This window comes from Vibrio sp. TMPB1044, from assembly GCF_030442075.1.
Classification (GTDB): Bacteria; Pseudomonadota; Gammaproteobacteria; order Enterobacterales; family Vibrionaceae; genus Vibrio; species Vibrio satsumensis.
This window is the reverse complement of the sequence record NZ_JAUJED010000032.1, coordinates 37,755-51,262: the sequence shown is the minus strand read 5'-3', so window position 1 is coordinate 51,262 and position 13,508 is coordinate 37,755. Positions and strand designations below refer to the sequence as shown.

The window sequence follows — 13,508 nt, the reverse complement described above, 5'->3', positions numbered from 1 at the left end:
AACTATTGATCAGTCAATTTGCACCGTCTCGAGCATCAGTTTTAATAGAAGGTGAGTCAGGTACGGGTAAAGAGTTGGTTGCGCGTGGTGTACATGAAGCCAGCAAACGCACCGGACCATTTGTACCAATCAACTGTGGTGCGATTGCCCCGGAGCTTCTCGAAAGTGAATTGTTTGGACACACCTCTGGCGCATTTACTGGTGCGAAGAAAAACCGTGAGGGTCTGTTCAGAGTCGCAAGTGGTGGCACCTTGTTCCTTGATGAAATAGGTGAAATGCCACTGCCAATGCAAGCTGCGTTGTTACGTGTGTTAGAACAAAGAACGATTCGTCCAGTCGGTAGCGAGAAGGAAATTGCCGTTGATGTACGCGTGGTGGCAGCAACCAACAGAAATCTTCAGGAAGAGGTTGATAAAGGGCACTTTCGCCGCGATCTGTTCTACCGACTCAATGTACTTAAGATTGATGTTGTGCCACTAAGAGAGCGCCCATCAGACTTGATTGAGCTTGTTCCATATTTCACTCGTCTATTGTCGAATGAACTTGGCATGCCGGTTCCCAATTGGGCACATGAAGATATCTTGGCGATGAATGAATACGAATGGCCGGGGAATATACGTGAACTTAAAAACTTAGTCGAACGATGCATTCTTTTAGACAAGCCACCAGCACACTATTGGCGCGAGATTAATGGCGATCCTGTACCGGCTAGCATTTCAGTGACGGTGTCACATGGTGCGGAAATACCAAACTTAAATAATGCAGACGCTGCCGAGGGTTACCCAAACACTTGGACACTGAAAGAAGTGGAGAAGTCTCATATAGAACAACTTGTGAGCTTCCATGACGGTAATAAATCGGCTGCTGCGAGAGATCTTGGCGTCGCTCGTAAAACCCTAGAGCGTAAATATAAAGATTGGAACACAGAAGGCTCTGAATATGCCGATTAGACGCCATTGGTGGTCAAAGTGGGCGTTCCGGTTCAAAACCATGGTTCGCTATCGCTTATTATTCCTAACATCTGCTCCGATCATTTTGACCTTGTGTGCACTTGTGGCTATCACTCTCTATTGGTCTGTTCATTACACGTGGCAGGGGGCACTGATTGATGTCGATGAGCGCTTAGACGTGGCAGAGAACAGTATTCACTTGATTCAAAATCAGCAGGCATACAACGTTCGTGCGTTTGCTGAGTCTTATAATTTCCGCGTCAAACTCGCGAGTGATATTTCTAAAAAGGATCTCACGCGTTGGGTTTCTGAAAACAAATCTCGCTATGAGCTCGACTTTCTGCGCTGGCGCAGTGTCGAAAGTATGGCAAAGAAACTCGAATATCTAAATTTGACTCACAAGTCTTCGTTTTTCAGCGTCTTAAGCCGTAGCGAACTCAACCATCTCGATCGGGATCTTGCTAAAAAAGCGGAAGTTCCGATGCTTAATGGCCAAGAAGTTGAGACCCGCGGATTGGTAAGTCGAACCGTTGTGCCCGTAAAAGATGGCAATGATAATGTAATTGGTTTTCTTGATGGCGGGATTTTGCTTAATAACAGCACTCAACTTGTCGACCAAATCAGCAATCTTATCTATCCCCAAAGAGAAGACTTTAATCGTCATGTCGGTACCGTCACGGTCTTCCTTGATGATCTTCGTGTGAGCACCAACGTTCCTTTAAGCAGTGAAGACAGTGTAGGGCGGGCAATAGGTACGCGAGTTTCTCATGAGGTTCACTCAAAAGTCCTGAACGAAGGCAAAGAGTGGCTAGATCGAGCGTATGTGTACGATGCTTGGTACATCACGGCTTACCAACCGATCCACGACCAGTTTAATAACGTAATCGGCATGCTGTATACCGGCTATCTAATATGGCCGCTCATCGAAACTTACCTGACTAACCTTGGCGAAATCAGCATTATCATTGTGTTGCTGTTGCTTGCTTCTGGGTTGATCGTTCACCGTGGTGCTCGGGATCTTTTCGACCCAATTGAAAGAATTCATAAAGTGGTGAAGCTCGTGCAATTGGGTAAAGACAAACGTATCGGTACGTTAGGCTTAGATGACCAACACGAGCTTACTCTGCTCGCCAAACAGTTCGACAAGATGCTAGATCTGCTGCACGAACGTAATCAAGAGATTCAACAAGCGGCGTTAGAACTCGAGTGTAAAGTTCACTCTCGTACCGCCAGTTTGAAAGAGAAAACTGAAGAACTGGAACTGCATATCAAGCTTCTCAATCAAGCCCGAGATAAGCTGGTGGTTAATGAAAAATTAGCAGCACTCGGTGAACTCACGGCAGGCATTGCTCATGAGATCAATAACCCAACGGCAGTAATTCTTGGCAATGTTGAACTGATGAAGTTTGAACTCGGTGATGAAGTGGGCCGCGTCGATGAAGAGGTCCACGCCATCATGGAGCAGATTGACCGAATCCGAAATATTACACGAAGCCTACTACAATACAGCCGGCACGGTGGCGTACAAGACGAAATCACGTGGCAGCATATCAATCCAATTGTGGATGAAAGTATTACGCTCGTAAAGACTGGCGCGAAGAAGAAAGGCATTGTGTATGTCTCGCAATTGAATGCTAGAACCTCCGTAGAAGTGAACCGAAACCAATTGCTGCAGATTCTGGTTAACCTACAAATGAATGCGATTCATGCAATGGACGGACAGGGCACGTTAACCATTTCGAGTGAAGATTGGGTTGAAAATGGCGTGTCTCATGGCGCTATCGTTCATGTTCAAGATGAAGGCTGCGGCATTAAGGAAGAGCAACTGAAACGCATTTTCTCGCCTTTCTATACCACCAAAAGAGACGGTACAGGCCTAGGTTTGTCAGTTTCTCAAAGTATCTTGAGCCAAACGGGTGGCGAGATCCGAGTTGAATCTGAGGTAGGCAAGGGAAGTCGCTTTAGTATCTACCTCCAACAAAAAGCTACACCTCAATTATTGGTGTCGAATCTCTAAGTTAATTTTACCGGCTGTCACTCGACAATTACATTAAGTGCTTGGGCTGTTACTTGAGCTTTCAGGCCAAGCACGAAAATCCCGCACTACTAATCTATCGCAAGCGAGATCTCAACCTCTGCTGATTTGACGAGCACCTCTTTTTGCTTATGTAACACAGTGTATATCTTTCGATCTTGATGCATATCATCTGAACTGTACGAAATTTTGATACCTTGGCCGAAAATCCATAATCAAAACAAATAATAAAGTCAGTCAGCTATGAAATTAAGTAACCTATCTATCAAATCAAAACTCGTCTCCATCGTCATTCTATCGGTTGTTCTCTTGGTAATGACATCCACTTTTAATCTAATGCAACAGCGCGCTAGCTCCTTGGAAGAGCGGCAAGATAAACTCAGTGCTCAAGTCGAAACAGCAGTAAGCTTAGCTCAACACTATTATGACCAACGAAATATCCTTGGCGAAGAGACAGCAAAGAAACAAGCACTTCAAGCCATTGAGACGCTTCGCTATGACAGCACCAACTATTTTTGGATCTTAAACCAACAACTCAACATTATTAGTCATCCCCTTAAGCCAGAACTCAATGGCAAGAATGCGGGTAACTTAAGAGACGGTGCGGGCAAGTACCACTGGCGTGAGATGGTGACCATCTCTCAAACTGCACAACAGAAAGGCTTTCTTGACTACCAATGGAAGAGTCCGAATGGAGAGTTAAAAGATAAGATATCGTACGTACAACTTTTTCCTGAATGGAATTGGGTGTTAGGTTCTGGAATATTGGTCGCTGATATTCAAGATGCATTCTACGCGTTGGCGATTAAAGAAGGAATGGTTGCGGTTGTGTTGTCTGGCCTACTGTTTGCAATGGGCTACGCGATATCCAATAACATCCTTGTACCTCTTAATAAGCTTATCGATAACACCCATAAGATTGCCGATGGCGACCTTCGTGTACGTATGAACATGACGCGCAAAGATGAGCTGGGTGATATGAGCCAACAGATCGACACCATGCTTGATAAGCTGCAAAGTACACTACGTACCGCCAATGAATCTGCGGATCTATCGAGCAATATGGCAAGTCACATTGCTCAAGCGAGTGAAGAGGCGGCGACCAGTGTCAACTCGCAACATGCTCAGCTTGAATTATTGTCTACTGCGATGACAGAAATGAGCGCCACTATTTCAGATGTCGCGGTCAATGCAGAGAGCACGGCGGCAAGTACCAATAAAGTCGTCGATCATGCCAACCAAAACGATGACAACATGCAGGTCACTTCTAAAACCATCTCTCAAGTTTCAGAGAACATCTCTACGGCTAACGAATTGGTAAGAGACCTACAATCCGGTGTAAGCGAGATAAGTCAAGTTGTGAGCGTCATTCGTGATGTATCAGAACAAACGAACTTATTAGCACTTAACGCAGCAATAGAGGCGGCACGTGCAGGAGAGCAAGGAAGAGGGTTCGCGGTTGTCGCGGATGAAGTCCGTAATCTTGCTAGCCGGACTCAAAATTCAACGAACGAAGTTCAATCCACAATTGAAAAACTGACTCAACAAGCGGAACGCACCTTCAAAGCAATGCAAAGCAGCAATGAGAAGGTTGACCACAGTGTTGTCGCATCTAACGAGACTCGCCAACAACTTGATGTGATTGTGAATGAGCTTCACAACGCCAATGACATGGTCGCACAAATCGCAGCGGCTTCAGAACAGCAAAGTACGGTAGCAACTGAAATGAGTGAAAGTGTCACTGGGATTCACCTAGCTGCAAACGAAGTACTTCAGGCCTCACAATCGCTAGCAGAAGACAGCCAGAAAATGGCCAACACAACAGAGCACCTTACTGAACAGTTGAAATACTTTAAGGTATAAATCCAGCAGCGCTTACTCTTAGCGCAGACAAATCGAATAAAAAAACACCTCCGCACTCGAGATAAGTCCGGAGGTGTTTTCGTTTATTGGTATCTCGGGGATTACAATCTCCGAACGTAAACCTTAAACCAGCTTCAATTAATGCGCTGCCACTGAAATCTTCGGTGGGTTGATGTTGTGCTTTTTGAACTCTTTCATCACACGCAAGGTAATGTCTGTTTCAAACAACTTTTCATAAGCTGTATCGACGACGTAAGCCTTACAAGTTAACTGTATCGCCAGGTAGTTATCCGTAATCGTCTGTTTAACCAGAACCGTAACAGGCTTAGGCAAGTGGATGTAACGGCTTGAAGACGCAGCTTCTTGAATCAAGTCACGGGCTAGGGTGATGTCTTCATCCATTCCTACGTAAAACGGAATCACGACCTGCATATCCAATGCACCATAGTTACCGCTCGTCGTCACTTCATTTAAGAACTTGTTGTTCGGGATGGTAATGATGTCGTCATTCAAAGTTCTCATACGCACAGAACGCAAACCAATAGTGATAATGTCCCCGTAGTTACCTTCGAACGTGACGCGGTCACCTACTTGAAACGGTCTATCAATCATCACCGTAATACCCGCGATGAATGATGCCGCCAAATCTTTAAGCGCAAAACCAACGGATACAGCGAGGGTACCACCAATCAAAGCCAGTATTTGGTCGTTGATTCTAAAACTCATCATGAACACGATAAGACCGGTGCTCACGTAAATAAAGAACTGAGTAAACGACTGCAATTTCTGTAGCAACATTCGATATTGCACGAACTGACTACCAAAACTGGTCACCATCGAGTTGATGAACTTGAGCAATAACCACATTGCAGCAATAACAATCATGGAGAAGAACACGCCGCTCCAGCGCACAAGGCTAGCTATCTTTGAGATGTTTTCTACATTGGCTAACTCTTCTGTCGCAAAGGTCGGGAAACTGACAGCACTTGCCAAGCCAACAAATAGTAGGATAAATAACTTCTTCATTTTACTTCACCAGTAGATGTTGACGGTCGAGAACGTTCGTAATATGGCGGAACCAGTGCTCAGAAATCCGAGCCTTTTCTTCATGCCAACCAATATAACCACGGCTTTCAAAGTAACGCAGAATCCCCGTTATTTCTGCCGTACTCAGTTGTGTACATTCAGATAAAACTTCCGGAGATGCGATTTCCAATTGCACAATAGAGCGCAATACAGCCAACATCGGTTTCGGCATATTCTCCAGTTCCTGCGCTTCAGGAACATGGAACAAACGCACCACGGCTTGATCTGTCTCTTTATTTCGGTTCAAAGAGAGTCGGAAGAAACGCAACGCAACGGTAGGGTTACCATCAGAGTAGTGCCACAAGATTCGATAGAAACCTTGGCGTGCACGTTCTTCTTCACTCATATCATCTTGGTCCCACTGTTTAGGGACTACTAAGCCATCAAAAGACAACGGCTTTTCAAGCTCCTTGTTAATACGGCTATTCAAAAGCTCACCAACTTGTTTTTCTGTCCAACGAGGAAGGAAACACACCAAGTCAAACAACAGGCGTTCGCCACGCGCTCTATCAACAAACCGCCAGCTCGATTTGGCAATCGATATCACGACACGGTGGTTCTTTTTAGAGCGACGCAGAAGGTTGGTTAAACGAATCAAATCAGACAAGCCACCGACCATTGGTTTCACCAGTCGTTGTGCGTTATCAATCGCAATAAGGTAAGTCGTATTGCTCTTACGCAAATGCGCCAAGATCTGAATCTCAGTGGCTTCTTCTTCCAAACCAATACTAACGGCAAGATGCGCTAAAAGTTCTTGGTAACCGGCATAAGGACAGCTCACATAAACGGGCTCTGCGTTAGAGACTTTGTGCAATAAAGTATAAAGCAGCGTCGTCGCGCCAACACCACGTTCGCCTGACACAATACAGATAGCAGGGCTGTCCGACATCAAGTAGCGAGACAGTTGCTTAATTTCGTCACCCGCATAATCAATTAGCGTGCTGTCGATATTACCCGGCAGAATGTATTCATAGGTTTGATCGCCTTTGATTCGAACCAAGTTTTGCTGATTTTTATCAAGATCAGACTGCTTAGCCACTTCGATTCTAAACAGATACGCCAAGGCTTGGCTAAACAGCGTGTAATTGGATAGCAATGCCATGATGCGGTGTTGGAAGTTGTAAACACTCAACCATACGATGCCAATTGCTGTCGCGAGTATATTCAGTAGGAAGGTATCTTTTCGGTTCACCGCCCAATTCACCCATACGGGACGATCGGAGATGTGTTGCAGAGTATCAAAGACTTTCGCTCGCCATAATCTGAGTACCGAAATGGTAACCAGTACAAACCAGAAAAACAGAGCGCTGTAGATCCAACTATAGATAGTGCCTTTGCCTAACGTAATACTCGAAATTTGCAGAGTCACACCCGCAACAATGAAGCTCCATACATAACGGCGAATAGTCGATAGACGAAGCGCTATCACTTCTTTATTAGATGTACGACCCAAGCGGTAGGCCAGTTCAAGAATAAAGCTGATGGCAATCGAACCACCTAGAATCCACCAAGTGAAGATCTCGAGGAAAATCAGATGCTGTAGACTAGGGATACTCGAAAGTACCCTGAGTGAAAGGGTTATGGCAATGAGCCAAGCAATCGCACGATCAGCGCGACTGATATACCAGATTACCCTTACTAAAAAAGGAGGGTTCGTTTTCGCTTCAAGAAAATTAATTCTAAACAACTCGATCAAACGGGTGCTGTTGGCAAGCCACCACACTAAACCAAAGTAGATGAATAGCACTTTTAACGATGCACCAATCACAGGCACTGGCGAAATGAAGATGTCTTTAACAAGCGCTTTAAAGCTACGAATTTGGAAGTAAACAAGATACTCAATATTGAGCTTGGTTAATTCCCACTCTTGCTTAAATTGGGTGACACCATAAGGGCCAAAACCTGTTAAGCGATCTTTGTTTGCAGAGTTTGTCTGTTCTAACAGGTGCTGCTTACTCACGTTCAAGCTATTCAAAGTGACGTAACTGGTTTGAACGGCAAACCATTGATCGACGTCGCTGTTATCTCGGTAAGCTTTTATCTGTTGCTCGAAGGTTTTGATCTCTTGCTTTTGGACTCGCAGAACTTCGGCAAGCAAAATGTTGACCTGACGTCTATCCGACGCTTCCATAAATAGAGGGTCGGGTAACGAATCAATTCGCTCATCAAGGGCAACAGCAGAATCGGATACCTGCGGCTGAGATTGTAAGTCATATTCCAAGTTGGCATGACTAGGCCAAGAGAGAATGGCCAAAGTGAGGATTAAGAAGCGCGATAGTGAACGCATAAAAGTCTCTTAGAATTATGAGGTTAGGATTACTATAGTTAGTTAATCTGACTTTGTGAAATCCAATCCGGTATCGGGGGCGAGTACTTTATTCCTGTTTCGACCGATTTTGTCATGAAATTGTCAGGGATTAGGCTAGTCTTGCCTATGTCTGCTGTTGCTTTGGTCAGGTTAGTTTCACTGCGACCAATCAGCATACGATATATTCAATGGTTGGCATGATTTAGGACGTTATATACCGCCCATTATAGGTCGCTGTTCGATATTTTGTTTCCCCTGAAAATCGACGGATTTTAGGCAGCAAATTGAAAATCAAAAGTGTGAGTTAGCTCAAACTATGATTTGGCTGGGTTATCACTCACTTAATAGCGGGTAAATGCAATCAATACTTGCAGTTAAAGCCCTGAACAAGTAACGTTGCGACGTTTTTCACATTAAGAAGGTAATGGCATTGATCTCCACAGCAAATATCACCCAACAATTCGGCGCTAAGCCACTTTTCGAAAATATTTCAGTTAAGTTCGGCGAAGGCAACCGCTACGGTTTAATCGGCGCGAATGGCTGTGGTAAATCGACGTTCATGAAGATCCTATCGGGTGAACTAGAGCCGACTTCTGGTAACGTAAGCTACGATCCAAACGAGCGCGTCGCTAAGCTAAACCAAGACCAATTTGCTTACGAAGAATTCACGGTAATTGATACGGTTATCATGGGTCACAAAGAGCTTTGGGCTATTAAGCAAGAGCGTGACCGCATTTACTCTTTGCCAGAAATGAGCGAAGAAGACGGCATGAAGGTGGCTGACCTTGAAGTTCAGTTCGCTGAAATGGACGGCTACATGGCAGAAGCTAAAGCCGGTGAGCTTCTTCTTGCTGTAGGTATTGAAGAGTCAATGCACTTCGGTCTGATGAGCGAAGTGGCACCGGGTTGGAAACTTCGTGTTCTATTGTCTCAAGTACTGTTTGCAGACCCGCATATCATGCTTCTTGACGAACCAACGAACAACTTGGACATGGACACCATCAAGTGGTTGGAAGATACGCTAAACCAACGTAACTGCACAATGATCATCATTTCGCACGACCGTCACTTCCTAAACTCGGTTTGTACACACATGGCTGACCTTGATTACGGCGAACTTCGTCTATTCCCAGGTAACTACGATGAGTACATGACGGCTGCGACTCAAGCTCGTGAACGTCTACTGTCTGACAACGCTAAGAAGAAAGCACAAATTGCTGAACTTCAAACGTTCGTTTCTCGTTTCTCTGCTAACGCATCTAAAGCGAAGCAAGCAACGTCTCGTGCTAAGCAAATCGACAAGATTCAACTAGACGAAGTTAAAGCGTCTAGCCGTCAAAACCCATTCATCCGTTTCGAACAGTCTAAAGAGCTATTCCGTAACGCACTTGTGGTTGAAAACCTATCTCAAGGTTTTGAAGAAGATCTTTACAACAAGTTCGATGCCATCTTCGAAGTAGGTGAGCGTGTTGCTATCATCGGTGAAAACGGTGTAGGTAAAACAACACTACTTAACACACTAGCTGGCGCACTAGAACCTCGCACTGGTGAGTACAAGTGGTCTGAAAACTCAAACATCGGTTACTACGCTCAAGATCACGCACACGATTTCGAGACAGACATGAACCTGTTTGATTGGATGAGCCAATGGCGCCAAGAAGGCGAAGACGAGCAAGTTGTTCGTGGCTTCCTAGGTCGTATGCTGTTTGGCCAAGACGACATCAAGAAATCTGTAAAGGTTATCTCTGGTGGTGAGCAAGGTCGTATGCTTCTTGGCAAGATCATGATGCACAAGCCAAACATCCTTCTTATGGATGAACCAACGAACCACATGGATATGGAATCTATCGAAGCGCTTAACTTGGCTCTTGAGAACTACAAAGGCACATTGTTCTTCGTATCTCACGACCGTGTATTCGTAGACTCTCTAGCAACTCGTATCCTTGAAATCAAAGATGGCAAGATCAACGATTTCCGCGGTACTTACGCTGAATTCTTAAAAGCACGCGGCTAATGTCGTGTAGCGAGAGTTAATACGTAGCAACACGTTAGTACGTATTCAAAATTAGAAAGGCCTCTATCTTAGCAATAAGAGAGAGGCCTTTTGTTTTTTCATACTACATAAATTAACTAGTTTGCGCTAATCACTAGTACTTAAACTGCGCGACAATCTTCTCTAGCTTCACACTCACACTCGAGACTTGTTCACTACAACGCACGGATCCAGAAACCACGGTATAGGTATCACTGGCAAGATGAGCGATATCCGTAATGTTTCGGTCAATCTCTACTGAAACCATCGATTGCTCTTCGGACGCTGTTGAGATCTGACTGTTTAAGTCGAACATCTCGCCAACTTGGAAGTGTATGCCTTCTATCGCATTCACCACGTCTTTGGTTTGGCTTTTCACCAGCTCAGTTTGCTCTAAGCTCGCTGTCATCTTGGCGACGGTCTTGTCTATTCCAGTGGTTAAACCATGAATCGTGGATTCTATTTGATGGGTTGAGTCGTTGGTCATTAGTGAAAGCTCTCGGACTTCGGATGCAACCACAGCGAAACCTCGCCCATGATCGCCAGCACGCGCCGCTTCAATCGCAGCATTGAGTGCTAATAGGTTAGTTTGCTCAGCAATACCTTGAATGGTAGTGACCACCTGATTGATTTCACGACTCTGTTCTTCAAGCTGAACGATGAGATCCTGAGATTCTGCAATGTTTTCTGCCAAGACATTAATACTGTCGTTGGTTGATTGTGTCTTTTGTAACGCTTGATGGGCATTTTCTTTGATCTTCTCGGCATTGGTTGCGGCATTTTCGATGTTCGCCGTCACTTCATTACTGGTCATCACTAACTCGTTGACTGCCGTCGCTACCGATTCAGATTGCTGCTTTTGTTTTTCTGCATTGCTCATGCTTTTAACTGCCGCTTCTTCAGAGCTGCATGAACTGTCTGTCAGCACCGTCATCACGCCGGATAGCTCTTTGATGTTGCCGTGCAGTTTATTGATGAAGGTATCGAACGAGTGGGCAAGTTGAGCGAGCTCGTCATTGCCTTTTGCGTTCATGCGAACGGTTAGGTCACCATCGCCATGAGCAATAGACTCCATCATCACGTTTATCGCTTTAATACGCCCCAGGATGTTGCGACCGATGAACACCAATAACAGAGAAAGCAGAGCGACGATAGCTGCGCCAAACAGATGCAACATATTCTGTGTGTGTCTAACTGCCGCTGTAATCGCTTGGCTTATCTCATTCTGCACTTCTTCAATGGCTTGTTCCGTTTGGTGAACATTGCTACGTAAGGCCCCTCTAAGCCCCAACTCTGCAGACAAACCTAGATTGCTGTTAGCAACCAAAAGAGTTTCAACTGCAGCCTTATATTCGGAATAAGCTTGTTCAGTCGCAATCGAGGTTTGGGAGTAGGGTTCAAACTCAACAAGAGCATTGGTTAACGCCGCATTCGTTTGGTTATTAATATGTGCGAGGTAATGGAAGTCTTTTTCGATCAGCTCTAACAACGCAAGTTCTAGTGCCAAACTTGATTCTGATTCGATTGCCGATTTCAGCGCTGTTCTTTTTCCATCGAGAGCTGCCACAAAGCCCAAAGGTGCGGTTGTGCGTTCAATGTCGTTAACTTGATTGACGATCTGGTGGAACTGTTTCTGGTACTGATGAAGAGTATCGGAGATCTTGGTCATTTGATTGGTCAGTTGAAGCTCATGCGAGGTTAGGGTTTGGTTCAACGTCACCAATCTTTGATTCAATGTGTCGGCGGTTTTATCGAAACGCTCTGCGTATTTTTTATCGTGGCGAGACAAAAAGTCTTTCTCATGTCGCCTAAGCGTTAATAAATCAACTGAGCTTCTGAGGTTTTCGGTAGCAGCGATCTCCAATGATTCCAATTTGTCTAAGCTGAACTGCTCGTAGATGGCATAGATAAAAACAGAAATAAACAGGGTGAGGTTGATTAAAATAAACTTACTGCGAATAGAAAGAGACAGCAAACGATTCTGAGGTTCCGATGGATTGTTCATGGTTAACTCCCTTTAGCCTATGACGTTTCATGTCCATCAATGTTTAATAGTTATTAGATACATTTAAATGATGGATATGTAACTAATAGCTTATGGGGCTCGTAAAGCAAGATTGGTTTCGTATTGAAAGTTAAGGAGATGTAATTGTGTAAAGAAACGGAATTAATAGCCTTATGCGCTTAACTTAAATTGGGCATCATCGTTTCGCGAACCAACGACTTATCCCTACTTAAATAAAAATGCCGTTCATCAACCTTAATGAACGGCATTATTTATTCACTCGTAGCAGGGGGAGATCTAGTCTTCTGACGACGCTTGCTCACCCTTTACATCAAAATCGATCTTGTCTGCGCCCGTGAAGACTTGGAAGCGTAGACCTTTAGCACGAGCAATCGTGGTGATACCGAACTTCTGCGCCAAATCTAAGCCCATTTGGGTCACGCCAGAACGTGATAGAAGAACAGGGATACCCATCTGCGCAACCTTAATCACCATCTCAGAAGTCAAACGACCTGTAGTGTAAAAGATTTTGTCTTCACCTGACTCCTTGTTAAGCCACATCTCACCAGCCAATGTGTCAACGGCATTGTGACGGCCTACATCCTCCACAAACGACAACACTTGGTCGTCTTTGCAAACAGCACAACCGTGCACCGCGCCTGCTTTCTTGTAGGTATCGTTGTAATGAGTCAACGCTTCAAGCGCTGTGTAGATTTCAGATTGCTTAATCTTGTTTTGAGGCACCTGGTAATCTTCCAACTGCTTCATCACGTTGCCATACATGGTACCTTGACCGCAGCCAGAGGTTACTGTTTTCTTCTTAAGCGCTTGCTCAAGTTGGCTTGTATCTTCTTTGGTGATAACCGCTGCAGAGCTGGTTTCCCAATCGATGATAATAGATTCAACCGCTTCTGGGTCGGAAAGGAAGCTTTGGTTTTTCAAATAGCCCAATACTAATGACTCCGGACGAGAGCCCAATGTCATTAACGTTACGATCTCTTTCCAGTTCAACATAACGGTAAGAGGGCGTTCACAAGCGATCTGTTTGGTTAGCTTCTCACCATATTCATCAAACACTTCAACTTCGATTGTTTGAAGTGGGTTTTCGCTAGTTTTTATTATGTTTGGTTTTACCACAATCACTTCCTACTTAATGAGATAGGGTTGTAACAAGAGGGTCTAATGCCGTTCTTGTTCATCGATTCTTTAACTCATGCTTAAAGCAAATC

8 protein-coding genes are annotated in these 13,508 nt (G+C 44.7%); 4 read left to right on the top strand and 4 right to left on the bottom strand.

The features are described 5' to 3' along the window. The 3 genes from QQ041_RS20240 to QQ041_RS20230 all read left to right on the top strand — a co-directional run. Positions 1-950, top strand: a 950-nt coding sequence (locus QQ041_RS20240; protein ID WP_285954925.1) for a sigma-54-dependent Fis family transcriptional regulator, incomplete at its 5' end; no start/stop codon positions are given. Beyond that, positions 940-2,967: a cache domain-containing protein gene (locus tag QQ041_RS20235; RefSeq protein ID WP_285954924.1), complete on the top strand. Its 2,028-nt coding sequence runs from the start codon at positions 940-942 to the stop codon at positions 2,965-2,967. The genes QQ041_RS20240 and QQ041_RS20235, both read left to right, overlap by 11 nt. A gap of 261 nt (positions 2,968-3,228) precedes the next feature. Continuing rightward, entirely contained in the window at positions 3,229-4,848 is a 1,620-nt protein-coding gene (locus tag QQ041_RS20230) for a methyl-accepting chemotaxis protein (RefSeq protein WP_285954923.1), read from the top strand. A 138-nt stretch (positions 4,849-4,986) separates the two neighbouring features. Here QQ041_RS20230 and QQ041_RS20225 read toward each other — a convergent pair whose 3' ends face one another. Both QQ041_RS20225 and QQ041_RS20220 read right to left on the bottom strand, forming a co-directional pair. Continuing rightward, complete coding sequence (locus QQ041_RS20225) at positions 4,987-5,874, bottom strand: mechanosensitive ion channel family protein (protein WP_048612067.1); 888 nt, start codon at positions 5,872-5,874, stop codon at positions 4,987-4,989. Position 5,875: 1 nt separating this feature from the next. After that, positions 5,876-8,221, bottom strand: a complete 2,346-nt coding sequence (locus QQ041_RS20220) for an ATP-binding protein (RefSeq protein ID WP_285954922.1) — start codon at positions 8,219-8,221, stop codon at positions 5,876-5,878. Positions 8,222-8,672: 451 nt separating this feature from the next. Between QQ041_RS20220 and QQ041_RS20215 the strand changes: the two genes are divergently transcribed. Beyond that, on the top strand, positions 8,673-10,256 hold the full coding sequence (locus QQ041_RS20215; RefSeq protein ID WP_086711529.1) for an ABC-F family ATPase: 1,584 nt from the start codon (positions 8,673-8,675) through the stop codon (positions 10,254-10,256). Between the two features lie 133 nt (positions 10,257-10,389). Here QQ041_RS20215 and QQ041_RS20210 read toward each other — a convergent pair whose 3' ends face one another. Both QQ041_RS20210 and fdhD read right to left on the bottom strand, forming a co-directional pair. Further along, positions 10,390-12,279, bottom strand: coding sequence for a methyl-accepting chemotaxis protein (locus QQ041_RS20210; RefSeq protein WP_285954921.1), 1,890 nt, complete (start codon positions 12,277-12,279; stop codon positions 10,390-10,392). Positions 12,280-12,576: 297 nt separating this feature from the next. Beyond that, the gene (gene fdhD, locus QQ041_RS20205) at positions 12,577-13,416 is read right to left on the bottom strand and encodes a formate dehydrogenase accessory sulfurtransferase FdhD (RefSeq protein WP_285954920.1); all 840 of its coding nucleotides are present in this window, start codon (positions 13,414-13,416) and stop codon (positions 12,577-12,579) included. Positions 13,417-13,508 lie beyond the last annotated feature (92 nt).